This is a genomic window from Geodermatophilus bullaregiensis, from assembly GCF_016907675.1.
Taxonomy (GTDB): domain Bacteria; phylum Actinomycetota; class Actinomycetes; order Mycobacteriales; family Geodermatophilaceae; genus Geodermatophilus; species Geodermatophilus bullaregiensis.
On sequence record NZ_JAFBCJ010000001.1, the window covers coordinates 3065430 to 3080993 of the forward strand.

16 protein-coding genes, 2 tRNA genes and 1 pseudogene are annotated in these 15564 nt (G+C 75.3%); 7 read left to right on the top strand and 12 right to left on the bottom strand.

Going from position 1 to position 15564, the window contains the following annotated elements:
* Positions 1–125: 125 nt before the first annotated feature.
* The 6 genes from JOD57_RS14465 to JOD57_RS14490 form a co-directional block, all read right to left on the bottom strand.
* A complete protein-coding gene (locus JOD57_RS14465) occupies positions 126–1103 on the bottom strand; it encodes a UDP-glucuronic acid decarboxylase family protein (RefSeq protein ID WP_204692663.1) in 978 nt (325 codons plus the stop codon).
* Positions 1104–1301: 198 nt separating this feature from the next.
* Entirely contained in the window at positions 1302–2642 is a 1341-nt protein-coding gene (locus tag JOD57_RS14470; RefSeq protein WP_239568471.1) for an ABC transporter substrate-binding protein, read from the bottom strand.
* Positions 2643–2728: 86 nt separating this feature from the next.
* Positions 2729–3892 (bottom strand): branched-chain amino acid ABC transporter permease, encoded by a 1164-nt coding sequence (locus JOD57_RS14475; RefSeq protein WP_204692664.1) that lies wholly within the window; start codon positions 3890–3892, stop codon positions 2729–2731.
* 5 nt (positions 3893–3897) lie between these two features.
* Entirely contained in the window at positions 3898–4779 is an 882-nt protein-coding gene (locus JOD57_RS14480) for a branched-chain amino acid ABC transporter permease (protein WP_204692665.1), read from the bottom strand.
* Positions 4780–4821: 42 nt separating this feature from the next.
* Complete coding sequence (locus tag JOD57_RS14485) at positions 4822–5628, bottom strand: ABC transporter ATP-binding protein (protein WP_307824686.1); 807 nt, start codon at positions 5626–5628, stop codon at positions 4822–4824.
* On the bottom strand, positions 5621–6421 hold the full coding sequence (locus tag JOD57_RS14490; RefSeq protein WP_239568473.1) for an ABC transporter ATP-binding protein: 801 nt from the start codon (positions 6419–6421) through the stop codon (positions 5621–5623). The genes JOD57_RS14485 and JOD57_RS14490 overlap by 8 nt, the downstream gene beginning before the upstream one ends.
* 231 nt (positions 6422–6652) lie before the next feature.
* Between JOD57_RS14490 and JOD57_RS14495 the strand changes: the two genes are divergently transcribed.
* Positions 6653–7948: a PucR family transcriptional regulator gene (locus JOD57_RS14495; RefSeq protein ID WP_239568475.1), complete on the top strand. Its 1296-nt coding sequence runs from the start codon at positions 6653–6655 to the stop codon at positions 7946–7948.
* Positions 7949–8003: 55 nt separating this feature from the next.
* Here JOD57_RS14495 and JOD57_RS14500 read toward each other — a convergent pair whose 3' ends face one another.
* The 3 genes from JOD57_RS14500 to JOD57_RS14510 are packed head-to-tail and all read right to left on the bottom strand — an operon-like array spanning position 8004 to position 9637.
* Entirely contained in the window at positions 8004–8237 is a 234-nt protein-coding gene (locus JOD57_RS14500; protein WP_204692667.1) for a DUF2630 family protein, read from the bottom strand.
* Positions 8238–8285: 48 nt separating this feature from the next.
* Positions 8286–9200, bottom strand: a complete 915-nt coding sequence (locus JOD57_RS14505) for a prephenate dehydrogenase/arogenate dehydrogenase family protein (protein ID WP_307824687.1) — start codon at positions 9198–9200, stop codon at positions 8286–8288.
* Positions 9197–9637, bottom strand: a complete 441-nt coding sequence (locus JOD57_RS14510; RefSeq protein ID WP_204692668.1) for a PaaI family thioesterase — start codon at positions 9635–9637, stop codon at positions 9197–9199. The genes JOD57_RS14505 and JOD57_RS14510 overlap by 4 nt, the downstream gene beginning before the upstream one ends.
* Here JOD57_RS14510 and JOD57_RS14515 point away from each other — a divergent pair.
* From JOD57_RS14515 to JOD57_RS14535, 5 genes are all read left to right on the top strand, one after another.
* Positions 9636–10343, top strand: a complete 708-nt coding sequence (locus tag JOD57_RS14515) for an O-methyltransferase (RefSeq protein ID WP_239568477.1) — start codon at positions 9636–9638, stop codon at positions 10341–10343. The genes JOD57_RS14510 and JOD57_RS14515 overlap by 2 nt on opposite strands.
* Complete coding sequence (locus JOD57_RS14520; protein WP_204692669.1) at positions 10340–10843, top strand: tRNA adenosine deaminase-associated protein; 504 nt, start codon at positions 10340–10342, stop codon at positions 10841–10843. The genes JOD57_RS14515 and JOD57_RS14520 overlap by 4 nt, the downstream gene beginning before the upstream one ends.
* A complete protein-coding gene (locus JOD57_RS14525) occupies positions 10840–11496 on the top strand; it encodes an HAD-IA family hydrolase (protein WP_204692670.1) in 657 nt (218 codons plus the stop codon). The genes JOD57_RS14520 and JOD57_RS14525 overlap by 4 nt, the downstream gene beginning before the upstream one ends.
* Entirely contained in the window at positions 11493–11969 is a 477-nt protein-coding gene (locus tag JOD57_RS14530; RefSeq protein WP_307824688.1) for a nucleoside deaminase, read from the top strand. Before JOD57_RS14525 ends, JOD57_RS14530 begins: the two co-directional genes overlap by 4 nt.
* Before the next feature lie 10 nt (positions 11970–11979).
* A tRNA-Ser gene (locus tag JOD57_RS14535) sits at positions 11980–12064 on the top strand.
* 73 nt (positions 12065–12137) lie between these two features.
* Here the strand turns inward: JOD57_RS14535 and JOD57_RS14540 are convergent.
* Together JOD57_RS14540 and JOD57_RS14545 are read right to left on the bottom strand one after the other, a co-directional pair.
* Positions 12138–13883 (bottom strand): serine/threonine-protein kinase, encoded by a 1746-nt coding sequence (locus JOD57_RS14540; protein WP_204692671.1) that lies wholly within the window; start codon positions 13881–13883, stop codon positions 12138–12140.
* A 43-nt stretch (positions 13884–13926) separates the two neighbouring features.
* Positions 13927–14274, bottom strand: coding sequence for a hypothetical protein (locus tag JOD57_RS14545; RefSeq protein WP_204692672.1), 348 nt, complete (start codon positions 14272–14274; stop codon positions 13927–13929).
* Between the two features lie 201 nt (positions 14275–14475).
* On the opposite strand from JOD57_RS14545, the gene JOD57_RS14550 reads away from it, so the two are divergent.
* A tRNA-Ser gene (locus JOD57_RS14550) sits at positions 14476–14560 on the top strand.
* A gap of 63 nt (positions 14561–14623) precedes the next feature.
* On the opposite strand, the pseudogene JOD57_RS14555 reads toward JOD57_RS14550, so the two are convergent.
* Positions 14624–15484, bottom strand: a pseudogene (locus tag JOD57_RS14555) (DMT family transporter); the annotation flags it as partial.
* Between the last annotated feature and the right edge of the window lie 80 nt (positions 15485–15564).

Consider the following 15564-nt stretch of genomic DNA (forward strand, 5'->3'; position numbering starts at 1 on the left):
GTCAGAGTCCGGTTCCTCGGCGTGCCCTCCGACCGCCGGACCCCAGGGTAGAGGTGGACGCGCACCCCCCGCTGCCGGGCCGGGGACGGCGCCGGCCGGGACGTCGGTGCGCCGCCACCCGGGGTTCAGCTCGCCCGGAGGGCCGCCGTCCGGCGCTGCTCGGCGAACCAGGCGACGGTCCGGCGCAGCCCCTCCTCCGAGGGCACCGTCGGCCGCCAGCCGAGCAGCTGCTCGGCCCGTGTGGTGTCGGGGCGGCGGACCCTGGGGTCGTCGACGGGCAGGTCGATGAAGGAGATCGGCGACGACGAGCCGGTCAGCTCGACGATCCACCGTGCCAGCCGCAGCATCGACAGCTCGTCGGGGTTGCCGATGTTCACCGGCCCCGGCTGGTCGGAGAACGCCAGGGCGAGGACGCCGCGCACGGTGTCGTCGACGTAGCAGATGGAGCGGGTCTGCGAGCCGTCGCCGGCGACGGTCAGCGGCCGCCCGGACAGCGCCTGGCCGACGAAGGCGGGGATGGCCCGGCCGTCGTCGGGGCGCATCCGCGGCCCGTAGGTGTTGAAGATCCGCACGATGCCGGTGTCGGTGCCCTTGGCGGTGCGGTAGGCGGTGGTCATCGCCTCGCTGAAGCGCTTGGCCTCGTCGTAGACCCCGCGCGGGCCGACCGGGTTGACGTTGCCCCAGTACTCCTCGGTCTGCGGGTGCTGCAGCGGGTCGCCGTAGACCTCCGAGGTCGAGGCCAGCACGTAGCGGGCGCCCTTCTCGTGCGCCAGGCCGAGGGTGTGCAGGGTGCCCAGGCTGCCGACCTTGAGCGTCTCGATCGGCATCCGCAGGTAGTCCAGCGGGCTGGCCGGGGAGGCGAAGTGCAGCACCAGGTCGACCGGGCCGGGGACGTGGACGAAGTCGGTGACGTCGCAGCGCACCAGCTGGAACCCGGGGCGCTCCCGGAGGTGGACGACGTTCCCGGGGGAACCGGTGAGGAAGTTGTCGAGGCAGACGACCTCGACGCCACGGTCGAGCAGGTGCTCGCACAGGTGCGAGCCGAGGAACCCGGCCCCGCCGGTCACCACCGCCCGCCGGATCGTCCGTGCCTCGTGCACCATCCCTGCTCCCGTCCACCTCGCCGCCGGGACCCACACCGGTGCGGGACCCGGGTGGCTGCCTACCCGGCGATCACCGGCCGACACTTCACTCGCTGAGTGTCGTCCGCCCAGGGGATCGGTGAGCCCAGGGGACCCGGGAACGGCGACGGGCCGCCGGCCTCCACGAGGGAGACCGGCGGCCCGCCGGAGAGGTCGCCGTCAGTTGATCGGCTCCTCGTCCGGGATGCCGTTCTCCGGCGGGGTGGCCGGCTCGGCGTCGGACTCCTCGATCTCGGCGTCGCCGTTGTCGGTGACGAGCACCGGCGTCAGCTCCTCCGAGCCCGCGCCCACGATCCGGCTGACGAGCATGCCGCTGTAGCCGGCGTGGCGGTCCTCCGAGTAGCGGAACGGGGCGAAGCCCGGGCCCTCCCACTCCGACCCGGCCTGCTCGACGGCGGCGACCAGGTCGTCACGCGTCGGGTTCTGGCCGGCCGCCTGCAGGGCCTGGACCATCGTGTAGGCCTGCGACATGCCGTACGCCCGGTAGTTGGTGAGCTCGCCCTCCAGGCCGGACTCGTCCCACACCCGGTTCCAGAGCTCGATCCACGGGTTGTCCGGTGCGTCGACCGTCGGGATGTACTCGGTGGTCAGCACGCCGTCGAGCAGGCTGGCGTCGCTGACCGCGCCCTCGGAGAAGCGGGCCAGCAGCGAGCCGACCAGCTCCGGGTCCGAGCCGACGTTCGAGTAGAACCACTGCGGGTCGTAGCCGAGCTGCAGCGCGGTCAGCTGCGACAGCGCGGTGTAGCTGGGCACGTTGAAGCCCAGGACGAGGTCCGCCCCGGCGGCCTGCAGGGCCGAGATCTGCGGGCGGACGTCGGTGTTGCCCGGGACGTAGGTCTCCTCCGCGACGATCTGGTCCTCGAGGTACTGCCGCGCCCCCGCCGAGCCGTCCTCACCGAAGTCGTCGCCCTGCAGGAACAGGCCGACCTTCGCGTCGGGGAAGTTCTCGGCCACGTACTGCCCGATGATCTTGCCCTCGATCTCGTAGTCGGGCTGCCAGCCGAAGGTGTACGGCTTCTCCTCGACGTCGTCCCACAGCCGTGAGCCCGACGACACGAACAGGTCGGGCACGCCCTCGCTGTTGAGGAAGTCGGTGACCGCGTTGTGGGTCGGGGTGCCGAGGCCGGACATGATCGCGAACACCTCGTCCTCGAGGACGAGCTGGTTGACGACCTGGCTGGTGTTGGTGGGGTTGTAGGCGTCGTCCCGGTAGACGAACTCGATCTGCCGCCCGTTCACGCCGCCGTTGGCGTTGACGAAGTCGAAGTACGCCTCGACCCCGGTCGGGATCTCGCTGTAGCCGGGCGCCGCGACACCGGTCAGCGGGTAGTGGGCGCCCAGCTTGATGGTGTCCTCGGTGATGCCGACGTCCGAGGCCTCGTTCCCCTCGCTGCCGCCCTCGCCACCTCCCCCGGAGTCGTCGCCGCCACAGGCGGCCAGGGTGGTGGCGACGGTCGCCGCGGCCACGAAGCTGACGAGGCGTCGTGAGGATCGTGTCAATGGATCTCCTCTGTGCGGACCCGGGCGCCTGTGCCCGGGAGTCTTGGGGTGGGGAAGCGGGTGCGACGGACGGGGTCCGGCTCCCGTCAGCCCCGGGCGCGGGCGCCGGCCCGCCGCGCGCGGGCCTTGAGCCAGGCCAGGCGGATCGAGCCGACCAGGCCCGCGGGGGCGAAGAGCATGACCACCACGAGGATCACGCCGTAGACGACGTAGGAGATCTCGGCGGCCTGGGCGGCGTCCATGTCCAGCGACTCGCCGGCGTCGCGCAGCAGCCGCGGCAGGAAGACCAGCAGCACCGAGCCGATGAGCGCCCCGAGCAGGCTGCCCAGGCCGCCGATGACGATGGCGGTCAGCAGCGACAACGACAGCACGATGGTGAAGGCGGTCGGTGCGGTGAGCCGCACGACGAGGGCCAGCACCGCCCCGGCGAGACCCGCGGCCGCGGCGCTGACGATGAAGGCCGTCACCCGCCAGGTGCCCAGGTTGATGCCGGCGAGCTCGGCGGCGACCTCCTGGTCGCGCACGGCCCGCCAGGTGCGCCCGACGCGGCTGCGCATGAGGTTGGCCAGCAGGAAGTACGTGATCAGCAGGCAGGCGACGCTGATGTAGGCGATCCACTTCACGCCCGAGGGGGAGCCGCCCGAGAGGGTGCGGATGATCTCGGTGAACCAGTCCGGGCGGTCGGGGGTGGACACCGTGAGGCCCTGCTCGCCGCCGAGGAACTCGTTGTAGTACAGCGCCAGGCCGGGCAGGCCGACCGCCAGGGCGAGCGTCGCGCCGGCCAGGTAGGGGCCGTGCAGGCGGGCCGCCGCCACCCCGACGATCGCCCCGACCAGCGAGGTCAGGGCGACCGCGGCCAGGAAGATGACGATCAGCGGCAGCGGTTCGTCGGCGTCGAGCAGCAGCGCCGTGGTGTAGCCGCCGACGGCCATGAGGGCGCCGTGCCCCAGGGAGATCTGCCCGTTGAGCCCGGTCAGCACGGTGAGACCGCCGGCGGCGATCGCGTAGAAGGCCACGTACCCGACCTGGGCGTTGAAGCCGAGGTCGGTCGACTCGAGCAGCAGCACCGCCCCGACGGCGCAGATGACCAGCACGACCAGGTGGCGGAGCAGGGTGTTGCGCGGCAGCAGCGAGCGGCCGCCGGTGGCCTGGGCCGAGCTGGCGTTCGCCGCGGCCGTGGCGGTGGACGGTGCGTCGGAGGAGGCCGCGCCGGCGCCGGCCGGGGAGGCGGGGGTCTGCAGGTCGCTCATGCCGCTCATGCCCTCCGTGTCTGGGTCGTCGAGAAGAGGCCACCGGGCCGGACGAGCAGGACCACGACGAGGATCACCAGGGCCGCCATGCCGACCAGCTCGTCGCCGACGTAGCCGCGGACGTAGCTGAGCGCGAGGCCGAGCAGCAGCCCGCCGACGACGGCGCCGATCGGGGAGTCCAGGCCGCCGAGCACCGCGGCGACGAAGCCGAAGACGATCAGCGCGTCCATGTAGGTCGGCGTCACGAAGGTCACCTCGGCGGCGATGAGCATGCCGGCCAGCGAGCCGACGACGGCGGCCAGCGCCCAGCCGAGGGTGAGCATCCGGCCCACCCGCACGCCGAGCAGCCGGGCGACCTCCTGGCCGAACGCCGAGGCGCGCATGGCCAGGCCGACGCGGGTGAACCGGAACAGCGCGGTGAGCCCGAGCATCACCAGCAGCACCGCGCCGAGGGTGAACAGGGTGTTCGGGCTCAGCGCGAGGCCGAAGTCGCCGACGCGGAAGCCGATGGTCGAGAACGGTGCCACGAAGGCCCGCTGGTTCACCCCGAAGAGGACCGAGATCAGGGCCTGGATGGCGATGAAGAGACCCAGCGTCACGATCACCGCGTTGAGCTCCGGGCCACCCTCCACCGGCCGGATGACCAGCCGCTCGACGACGGCGCCGAGCACCAGCCCGGCCAGCAGGGCCACGGCGAGACCGACCCAGTAGGACTGGCCGCCCTCGATGAGGGACAGCGCGATGAACGTCGTGATCGCGGCCATGGCGCCCTGCGCGAAGTTGACGATCCGGGTGGACCGCCAGATCAGCACGAGAGCGAGCGCGAAGGCCGCGTACACCGCCCCGGTGATGACCCCGCCGAGGGTGAGGTTGACGAACTGCTGCACGGAGGAGCTGCCTTCCTGGTGGCGCGGAGGAGCGGGCGGGGGCTAGAAGCCGAGGTAGGCGTGCCGGAGGTCCTCGTCGCCGGCCAGTCGGGCGGCGTCGTCGGTGACGACGACGCGGCCCAGGTTGAGGACGATGCCCGTGTCGGCCACCGACAGCGCGCTGCGGGCGTTCTGCTCGACCAGCAGCACCGACAGACCCTCGGTGTCGACCAGGTGGCGGACCATCGCGAAGATCTGCGCGACGATCCGCGGGGCCAGGCCCAGCGACGGCTCGTCGAGCAGCAGCACCTTCGGCCGGGCGAGCAGCGCGCGCCCGATGACGAGCATCTGCCGCTCTCCACCGGAGAGCGTGTGCGCCGTCTGGTTGCGGCGCTCGGCGATGCGCGGGAAGAACGTGTAGACGCGGTCGAACTCCTCCGACCCGACCTTGCCGCGGAACAGCGCGCCGACCCGCAGGTTCTCGTCCACGGTCAGCTCGGCGATGACGCCGCGGCCCTCGGGCACGTGCGCCATGCCCTTGGTGACCATGGCCTCGACCGGCGCGCGGGTGACGTCCTCGCCGCCCAGGACCACCCGCCCGGCGGTGGGGCGGACCAGGCCGCTGATGGTGCGCAGCAGCGTCGTCTTCCCGGCGCCGTTGGCCCCGAGGACGGCGGTGATGTGGCCCTGCTCCGCCTGCAGGGTCACGCCGTCGAGCGCCCGCACCGGGCCGTAGGCGGCCGACAGCCCCTCGACGGAGAGGACGGCGTCGGCGGTCGCGGTGCCGCCGGCCGGAGCCGGCGCGCCCTTCGACAGCCCGACGGCGGAGGCGCCCGAGGCGCTGCTGCCGTGGGCGGTGGTGTCAGCCACGCTGGCTCCCCCCGTCGGTGGCCGCCAGCTCGGCGGCGTCGGCCTCGGCGTCGACGGCGTCGCCGAGGTAGGCCTCGGTGACCGCCGGGTCGTTCTGCACCTGCTCGGGGGTGCCGGCGGCGATCTGCTTCCCGGAGTCGAGGACCGTGATGTGGTCGCAGACGCGCATGACCAGGTCCATGTGGTGCTCGACGAGGAGCACGCTCATCCGGCCGGACAGGTGGCCGATGAGCGTCCCCAGCTCGTGCATCTCGTCCTCGCTGAGACCGCTGGCCGGCTCGTCGAGCAGCAGCAGCTCGGGCTCGGAGACCAGGGCGCGGGCGAGCGCGACGCGCTTCTGCACGGGGTAGGGGAGGCTGCCCGGGTAGCGGGCGGCGTAGTCCTCGGCGTCGAGCTCGGTCAGCGCCGCCATCGCCCGCTCGCGCAGCCGGGCCTCGTCGCGGTCGGCGGTGGGGATGGCGAACAGCGCGGACAGGAAGCCGGCGCGGGCGTGCTTGTGCGCCCCCACCATCACGTTCTCCAGCACGGTCAGGCCGGGGAACAGGCCCACGCCCTGCAGGGTGCGGGCGATGCCGAGCCCGGCCAGCTGCGCCGGCCGCAGCCGCCGCAGCTCACCGCCGCGCCAGGTGATCCGGCCCTCGGTCGGGCGGACCAGCCCGCAGGCCACGTTGAACATCGTCGTCTTGCCCGCACCGTTGGGTCCGATGAGGCCGTGCACCTGGCCCGGTTCGACGGTCAGCGACACGTCCGTGAGGGCCTGGACGCCGCCGAACGCGACGCTGATCCCGGTCATCTCCAACCGGGAGGTGGGCGATCCGTCCTCGTGCGGGGTGCTGCTGCCTGTGGTTCCGGGCGGCTGCGCCAAGGGGCCCACGTCTCCTCTTCGTCGGGGAGCCACCGTGCTGGCGACCCCGGTGGGCGTCGATTCAGTCACGGACACGTCCGTATGAGCCTGCCGACCGGTGGCAGCCGTCACAATGGGCTGACCGCACAGTGATGGTTCCCCCGTGTTGTGCTCTGTGCGATGAGTACCGGAGGTGAGCAGGTGCAGGCGGCCTCGTCGGGGACCGGGTCGGGCGCCGGGCCGGGGATGGGGTCCGACGCCGGGGCGCGGCTGGCCGAGCTGGTCCCCGCGCTGCTCGACCGCCTCGACGAGATGACCGACCGGATGGCCGAGATCCTGGTCGAGACCGAGCCGGCCTACCGCGAGGCGCTGACCGGCGGTGACCCCCGGATGCGGAGCACGCTGCGGCGCAACCTCGAGGTCGGCGTCCGCGGGTTGTCCCCGGACGTCCCGGCGGCCTACCACCAGAGCCACGCCGAGGGCGCCCGCGCCGTCGGCCGCCTGCGTGCGGCCCAGGGCATCCCCCTGGAGGCGGTCCTGCGCGCCTACCGGCTCGGCGGCCAGATCACCTGGGAGGCGCTGGTCGCGCTCTCCCGCCAGGGCGACCGGCACGACGACGCCCTGCTGCTCGAGGTGGCCGGCTCGCTGTGGCGCACCAACGACCGCGGGTGCAGTGCCGCCGCGGAGGGCTACCGCGCCGAGGAGCGGCGGCTGTCCGGCCTGGACGCCGTCGAGCGCCAGCGCCTGCTCGACGGCCTGCTCGACGGCCGCGGCGGCGACCCGGCCTTCGTGCGGACGGCGGGTGAGCTGCTCGCCGTGCCGCTCGGGGGCCGGCTGGCCGTGGTCGTCGCCCCCGCCGTCGAGGAGGAGGCCGACCCGGTGCCCGAGGCGGCCGCGGCGCTGCTCAAGCGCGGCGTCCGGTCGGTGTGGGGGATCCGCTCGCAGGCGCAGGTCGGGGTGGTCGCCCTCGGGGCCCGGCGGCTGCCCGAGCTGCTGGCCTGGCTGGGGGTGCTGGCCGGCGGCCCCGTCGGGGTGTCGGCGGTGGTGGAGGGGGCGGCGGCCGTCGCCGGCGCCTACCGGCTGGCCGAGACCGCCGCGCGGACGCTGCCCGCCGGAGTGGCCCGCGTGGTCACCATCGACGACCGGCTGCCCGAGGCGCTGCTGAGCAACTCCCCGGAGATCGGCTCACGGCTGGTCGGCCAGACCCTCGGCCTGCTGCTGGAGCTGCCGCACGACGAGCAGGAGGTGCTGCTGGAGACGCTGTCGGCCTTCCTCGACGCCGACGGCTCGCCGACCCGCGCCGCCGACCTCCTGTACTGCCACCGCAACACGGTCATGCACCGGCTGCGGCGGATCGAGTCGGTGACCGGCCGCAAGCTCACCGACCCCCGGGCCCGGCTGCTGTGGCAGCTGGCCCTGCTGGGCACCGGGCACCACGACGCGGTGCACCGCCGCCCGGTCCGCGACTCGGCGTGAGGACCCCGCAGGGGCCCGCCGGGGGCCGGCGTGCGACCGAGGAGCCCGGCTCACCTCACTGCAGGTAGCCCTCGACCTCGGACTTCGGCCGCACCTCCGCGGCGTCGGGGTCCTCGTCGTACTGACGCCGGGCGCGGCGCTGCCGCAGCAGGTCCCAGCACTGGTCGAGCTGGGCCTCGAGGTCGTCCATGCGGGTGCGCGTCTCGGCGGTGTGCTCCGCGCTGTCCCGCAGCCGGTGCTCCTCGTCGACGAGGGAGTGGATGCGGCTGAGGAGGTCCTTCTCGTCCATGCCCGGTCCCTGCCCGCGCCCGTCGCGGTGAAACGGGACCGGGGACGCTCACGCCCCCTCCGGCACCCAGCCCTCGACGAAGGCGGCCAGCCGCCGCCTGACCGCGCCACCGGCCCGGCCGAGGGCGAGCAGCGCGGCCCGGTCGACCGGGACGCGCACCGGACGGCGTCCGGCGGAGCCGGCGCGCACCGCGTGCCCGGCGGTGACCAGGTCGGGCCACGGCCGGTCCAGCTGCGCGCGCACCCGGGCGAGCGCGGCCGCGGTCGGCCCGGCGTTGCCCTCGACCATCGCGGTCACGAACGCCGGGTCGCTGGCGACGACCCGGGTGCCGTCGCGGAAGCTGCCCGCCGCGAGCGACAGGGCGAGGGGTCCGGCCTCCCCGGCGGCCGCGGCGAGGGCGGCGGCGAGCAGGTGGGGCACGTGGCTGACCGCGGCGACGGCGTCGTCGTGCTCGGCGGCGGTCACCGGCACCACCTCGGCCCCGGCGTCCAGGGCCACCTCGGCCGCGCGCAGCCAGCGCGGCAGCTCGGTGGCCGGCTCCAGGCACAGCGCCCAGCGCGCGCCGCGGAAGAGGCCGGGGTCGGTGGCCTCGTGGCCGGACCGTTCCGTCCCGCACATCGGGTGCCCGCCGACGAGGCGCCCGCCCAGCGACGGGGCCAGTGCGGCGAGCACCGGGCCCTTGACCGAGCCGAGGTCGGTCACGGTGGCGGCGGGGTCGACGTCGAGGCCGTCGAGCGCGCCGGCCATCGCGGGCAGCGGGACGGCGAGGACGACGACGCCGCCCAGCTCGCGGGTGACCCGCACACCGCGGGCCGCCGCGGCCTCGCGCGCCGCCGGGTCGACGTCCCACCCGCGCACGTCGCGCCCGGCGGCGAGGAGCGCGGCGGCCAGCGACCCGCCCAGCTGCCCGAGCCCGACGACGCCGACCGGGGGAGCGGCCATCGTGGGCACCGGGAGGCTCACCCGGTCTCCCAGGCGCGGTCGGTGCGGAACACCCGTGCCAGCGCGGTGCCCACCAGCCGGCCGTCGTCCCCGCGGGCGTCGATCCGGTAGACGGCGGTGCGGCTGCTGCGGTGCAGCTCGGTGCCCTCGGCGACCAGCCGCTCGCCGGGCCGGCCGGGGTGCAGGAACTCGGTGTGCACGTCCTGGGCCACCGCGACCGTCCCGTGGCTGTTGCTCACCGCGGCGTGCACCACGTCGAGCAGCGCCATCGTCGCGCCGCCGTGCGCGGTGCCGACGGCGTTGAGCAGCTGCGGACCCACGGTCATGGAGGCCCGCGCGTACCCGGGCCGCACCTGCTCCAGCTCGATGCCCAGGTGGGCCGCGAGCGGGTCGGCCGCGAGCCGGGCGAGGAGGGCGGGGTCGACGTCGGCTCCGTCGTCCGGTGCGGGATCGGCCATGATCGGAGGCTATGCCGTCCTCCCCGCACCCCTGGCTCCCGACGTGACGCCGCGGTCGTTCCTCCTCACCCCGGAGCTCGGCGACTACGTGCGGGCGAGCTCCGAGCCGCTCGACGAGGTGGCCGCCGCGCTGGTCGCCGAGACCGCCGCGCTCGCCGAGCGCGGCGAGGCGCCGGCCACCTTCCAGATCGCCGCCGAGCAGGGCGTGCTCATGCAGCTGCTCACCCGCGCCCTCGGCGTCCGGCGGGCGATCGAGATCGGCACCTTCACCGGCTTCTCGGCGCTGTGCATCGCCCGCGGCCTGCCCGAGGACGGCTCCCTGCTGTGCCTGGACCGCAGCGAGGAGTGGACCGCCGTCGCCCGCCGGCACTGGGAGCGGGCCGGCGTCGCCGACCGGGTCGAGCTGCGGCTGGGCGAGGCGCTCGAGCTGCTCCGTGCGCTGCCGGCCGAGCCGGTGTTCGACCTGGCCTTCGTCGACGCCGACAAGACCGGCTACCCGGCCTACGTCGACGAGCTGCACCCGCGCATGCGCCCGAACGGACTGGTGCTGCTCGACAACACCCTGCGCGGCGGCCGCGTGCTCGACCCGCAGAACGACGACGACCGCGCGCTGGTCGCGCTCAACGCCGCGCTGGCCACCGACCCGCGCTTCGAGACGGTGCTGCTGCCCCTGGCCGACGGCCTGACCGTGCTGCGGGTCCGGTGAGCGCCTCCGGGACGGCCGCGCCGGCCAGCTGGGCGGTGCGGGTGAGCCGGCCGGACTCGCGCTGGCGGGTCGAGCTGCTGGCCGACGACGCCGGCGACGAGCTCCCGGTGCTCGAGCGGGCGCTGGGCGAGCCGGGGACCGAGGGGTGGCCGCCACCGTTCGTCGTCGTCGTCGACTCGCGGCTGTACTTCGTCGTCCTGCGGCACGGCCCGGGCGGGATGGTGCGGGCGCTGATCTCCGACGCGACCATGCAGGAGTGGGTGCTCGGCGCCGAGGTGGTGGAGCGCTACGGCATCGCCGTCGACGAGGACGGCGCCTTCGACGACGACGAGACCGGCTGGCCGGGAGGGGACCTCGACGTGTTCGCCGACGACGGGCTGCCCGCGGACGAGCTGCGGCCGATCGTGACCGCCGACGACCTGTGGGCCGACGAGATGGTCACCCGGATCGCCGCCCGCCTGGGCTTCGCCGACGAGCTGGCCGCGGCGGTGCGGGCGTGAGTGCCACCGTGTCGGCCGTCGTCTTCGACCTCGGCGGCGTGATCACCGAGAGCCCGATGCTGGCCTTCGCCGCCTACGAGGCCGAGGCCGGGCTGCCCGACGGGCTGATCCGGCGGCTCAACAGCACCGACCCCGACACCAACGCGTGGGCGCGCTACGAGCGCAACGAGCTCGACGCCGACGGGTTCGTCGACACCTTCGAGGCCGAGGCGCTGGCCGCCGGGCACCGGGTGGACGCCCGCCGCGTGCTGGCCGCGCTGTCGGGGGAGGTGCGCCCGGCCATGGTCGAGGCCGTCCGGCGGCTGCGGGAGGCCGGGCTGCCGCTGGGGATGCTGTCGAACAACGTCGCGCCGATGGAGCGCACCGGGCGGCTGGGCGAGCTGCTCGACCTGTTCGACGCGGTGGTCGAGTCGTCGGTGGAGGGCGTGCGCAAGCCCGAGCCGGAGATCTACCGGCGCGCGCTCGCGCGGCTGTCGCAGGCGGTGGGCCGGGAGCTGGCCTTCTCCGACTGCGCCTACCTCGACGACCTCGGCATCAACCTCAAGCCGGCCCGCGCGCTGGGCATGCACACCATCAAGGTCGCCGACCCGGACGACGCGCTGGCCGAGCTGTCCGCGCTGGTCGGCATCCCGCTGGCCGGCGCCCCCGCGTGACCGGGCCGGCCGACGACGTCGTCGACGCGGCGATGCGGCGCGCCCTGGAGCTCGCCGCGGCCGCGCCGGAGTGGGGGGACACGCCGGTCGGTGCGGTCGTGCTCGGGCCCGGCGGCACGGTGCTGGCCGAGGCGGCCAACGAGCGGGAGCGCACCGGCGACCCCACGGCGCACGCCGAGGTGCTCGCCCTGCGCGCCGCCGCCCGGGTGCACGGCGACGGGTGGCGGCTGACCGGCGCGACGCTCGTGGTGACCCTCGAGCCCTGCACGATGTGCGCCGGCGCGAGCGTGCTGGCGCGGGTCGCGCGGGTGGTCTACGGCGCCGAGGACCCCAAGGCCGGGGCCGCCGGATCGCTGTGGGACGTGGTCCGCGACCGGCGGCTCAACCACCGTCCGCAGGTCACCGGCGGGGTGCGGGCGGAGGAGAGCGGCGCGCTCCTACGCGCCTTCTTCCGCCGGGAGCGGGGCCTGTAGTCTCTCCGGCGGTGGCGTGTCCGAGCGGCCGAAGGAGCACGCCTCGAAAGCGTGTGAGGTGCAAGCCTCCGTGGGTTCAAATCCCACCGCCACCGCCGGCAGGACCACGACGGCGGCGTCCCTCCACGGGGCGCCGCCGTCGCCGTCCCCGCAGGCCGTCCGGTGGTCTCAGGCGACGACGTCGAGGTCGATCAGCAGCTGCCCGTCGGCGCCGCGCACGAAGGTGACCGCGTGGGTCTCGACCAGCCGCTCGCCGGAGTCGAGGAACTCCACGTCGGTGGTCGCGGTGATCCGGTCGCCCTGGTCGGACACGTTCCGCACGTCGAGCAGGTTCACCTCCGACCAGCGGCCGAAGAAGTCCTCGTAGTAGCCGAGGCTCGCCCGCGACCGCAGGGTCGGCCCGGTGAGGGCGTAGGCGCCGGCGGCGTCGTCGGGCAGCAGGGCGTAGTACTGCTCCAGCGTCTGCCGGGCGGCGGTGGCCGGGTCGGACGGCGGCGCGGTCGTCGCCTCGGTCGACGGGGGCGGGCTCTCCGAGGTCGTCTCCGGCGCCGTCTCCGGCGTGACCGGCGCCTCCGGCTCCGGTGACGGCTCGGACGACGGGGTCGGCTCCGCCACCTCGGTCGCCGCCGCGTCGTCCGCCGAGGAGGGCGCCGCGGACGACGAGACGCCGGCGTCGGCCTGCGGGGCACTGCCGCCGTCGGGGCGCAGCCCCAGCCAGGTGAGCGTCCCGGCGACGGCCAGCACGACGAGCGCCAGGAGGGCGAGCGCCAGCGGACGCCGTCGGCGCCGCGGCACGACCAGCGGCCCGGACCGGGCGGCCGGGCCGGGGGTCGGGTCGGGGGTCGCACCGGCAGCCGCAGCCGGGGGGCCGGCGGGCGGGGGAGCGCCGGGCAGGTCGGTCCGGGTGGCGGCGCGCGGCTCGGCGGCCGGCGGCCCGGGCGGAGCCGGCGCGGGCCCGGCGGCCGGGCCCGCGAGCGGCGTCGGGGCGCCCGCGGCCAGCCCGGCGGTGCGGGTCCGCCCGGCGTCCGGCCGCAGGTCGGTGCGGGCCAGCAGCACCGTGGTGGTGTCGCCGTCGCGGCCGGCGGCGAGCTTGGCCAGCTCGTCGCGCACGTCGGTCATCGCCGGCCGGGCCGCCGGGTCGGGGTGGAGCATCCGCATCAGCGGCCGCTCCAGGGACCCCGCGCGCCGCGGCGGGCGGATCTCCCCGCCGGCCACCTTGTGCAGCAGCCGCAGGGCGTTGACGTCCATCCCGAACGGCGGCTCGCCCTCGAGGCACGTGTAGAGCGTGGCGCCGAGCGAGAAGACGTCACTGGCCGCCGACATCTCGACGCCCTGGGCGACCTCGGGGGCCAGGAAGGCCGGCGTCCCGGTGATCTGGCCGGTCTGGGTCAGCGTGACGTCCCCGGCCGCGTGCGAGATGCCGAAGTCGGTGATCTTGACCAGACCCTCGACCCGCCCGCCCCGGCCGATGAGCACGTTGCCCGGCTTGACGTCGCGGTGCACGATGCCCGCCGCGTGCACGGCGGCCAGCGCGTCGGCCAGCTGCGCGCCGATCTGGGCCACCTGGTCGATCCGCAGCGAGCCCTCGTCCTGGAGCACCTCGGACAGGCTGCGCGAGGGCAGGTACTCCATGACGAGGTAGGGCGTCCCGCCCTCGAGGACGACGTCGTAGACCGTGACGGCGTGCGGGTGGCTCAGCCGGGCGGCGATGCGGCCCTCGCGCAGGGCCCGCTGGCGCTGCTCGTCACCGAGTCCCGGGGCGTTGCCGGACGGCAGCAGGATCTGCTTGACCGCGACCTGGCGGCCGAGCAGCTCGTCCTGACCCAGCCAGACCGAGCCCTGGCCACCGCCACCGATCTGCGTCAGCAGCCGGTAGCGGGCCGCGACGAGGCGGCCGGGCGCAGTGGTGGTCACCGGAGGCCCTTACCCCCGGGTGCGGTCCTGCTGAACCTGCAGGTCACACGCTGCTGGGCACACCGAACCGGCGGGCGTACTCCTCCTGCGCGCCCGAGGGCAGGACGTCGTAGAGCTCGCCGAGCTGCTCGACCGCCTCGGGGGCCAGGTCGTCGAACAGCCGCGCCCAGGTCGGCGGCTCGTCGTAGCTGCGCGTCAGCAGCAGCTCCCACGCCTGTGCCTGGCGGTCGCGCTTGCTGCGCTCGGCGACGAACTCGGAGAGGTAGCGGTCCTTGGCCGCCTCCTTCTCCTCGCGGGTCGCCGAGGGCGGCAGGTCTGCGGGGTCGGCGCCGTGCAGGACGGTCACGATGGCCTCCACGACCTCTGGTCGGACCCGCTGCGGCTCGCTCATCCGTCCTGCCTCCTCGTGATCGTGTCGGCGCTCGGTCTCGACGCCGGGCCGGGGTCCCGCGGTGCCACCACGCGCTCCCCTGGTGGGTCAGCCTGCCCCGTGCCGCCCCGCCGGACCACCCGGGACGGCGCGGGGCGTGCCCGCGACGTCCCGGGGCGCCGGCTGACCTCCGTCGCGCCGCCCGCTAGGATCGCCCGCACAGGAGGATTCGCCTAGTGGCCTATGGCGCTCGCTTGGAAAGCGGGTTGGGGGCAACCCCTCGGGAGTTCGAATCTCCCATCCTCCGCAACGACAGGGTCGCCACGGCGGCCAGCACGAGCACCCCGCCGGCCAGGGCGCCGAGGGGCAGTCGCTCACCCAGGAGCGCCGCGGCCAGCAGGGCCGCGGTGACCGGCTCCACCAGCGTGACGATCGAGGCCACCGGCCCGGGCACCGTCCGCAGCCCGCGGAAGAACAGCGCGTAGGCCAGGGCGCTCGGCACCACGCCCAGGTAGAGCAGCAGGAGCAGCGCGACCGGGTCGGCGGTGGTGCCCAGCCCGGAGGCCAGCACCCCGGGCGTGAGCAGCAGCGCGGCGCCTCCGAAGCCGACCAGGGTCACCGGCACGCCGGCGGGCACCCCGGCGCTGACCAGCGTCACCACGGCGTAGCCGAGGGCCGACCCGGTCGCGAGCAGCGCACCGAGCAGCACCGCCGTCCCGCCGTCGACACCGGCGCTCAGCCTGACGAGCAGGCCCAGCCCGGTGAGGGCCACGGCGAGGCAGACCGCGGTGGTGCGGTCGGGGCGGCCGTGTCCCAGCGCGACGGCGCCCAGTGCGACGAGGAGGGGCGCCAGGCCGAGCGCCACGAGGGTGGCGATGCTGACCCCCGCCCGTTCCACGGCGGCGAAGAAGGCCAGCTGGTAGACCGCCAGCCCGGCGCCGACCAGCACGAGGCGGACGACGGCCGGCCAGGGCAGCGGGCCAGGCGTGTCCTCGCGCCGGCCGCGGCCGAGGACGTGGGCCAGGCCGAGCACGACGGCGCCGACGGCCATGCGGTACCAGGCGACGTCGAGCGGGCCCAGGTCGGTGCGCGCGGTCACGAAGGAGGCGGTGGTGCCGGAGGTGCCCCAGCAGACGGCGGCGAGGGCGACGAACAGCAGTCCGCGGTCGGCCGGGGCGGACCGGGTCGTGCGGGAGGCGCGGCGGAGGGCCGCGGTCGGGCGGGAGGACATGACGCTCCTGGGCGCTGGGTTCCGGACGGGCAGCGGGTCCGGAGCACGGCGCAGGTGCGGCCGGGCGCTCGGGCGCCGGC

Coding starts and splice junctions, on each gene's coding strand:
- JOD57_RS14500 (WP_204692667.1), bottom strand. CDS start 8,237: ATGGACGAGAAGGACCTCCTCAGCCGCATCCACTCCCTCGTCGACGAG.
- JOD57_RS14490 (WP_239568473.1), bottom strand. CDS start 6,421: ATGACCGGGATCAGCGTCGCGTTCGGCGGCGTCCAGGCCCTCACGGAC.
- JOD57_RS14495 (WP_239568475.1), top strand. CDS start 6,653: ATGAGTACCGGAGGTGAGCAGGTGCAGGCGGCCTCGTCGGGGACCGGG.
- JOD57_RS14545 (WP_204692672.1), bottom strand. CDS start 14,274: ATGAGCGAGCCGCAGCGGGTCCGACCAGAGGTCGTGGAGGCCATCGTG.
- JOD57_RS14515 (WP_239568477.1), top strand. CDS start 9,636: ATGATCGGAGGCTATGCCGTCCTCCCCGCACCCCTGGCTCCCGACGTG.
- JOD57_RS14510 (WP_204692668.1), bottom strand. CDS start 9,637: ATGGCCGATCCCGCACCGGACGACGGAGCCGACGTCGACCCCGCCCTC.
- JOD57_RS14475 (WP_204692664.1), bottom strand. CDS start 3,892: ATGAGCGACCTGCAGACCCCCGCCTCCCCGGCCGGCGCCGGCGCGGCC.
- JOD57_RS14465 (WP_204692663.1), bottom strand. CDS start 1,103: ATGGTGCACGAGGCACGGACGATCCGGCGGGCGGTGGTGACCGGCGGG.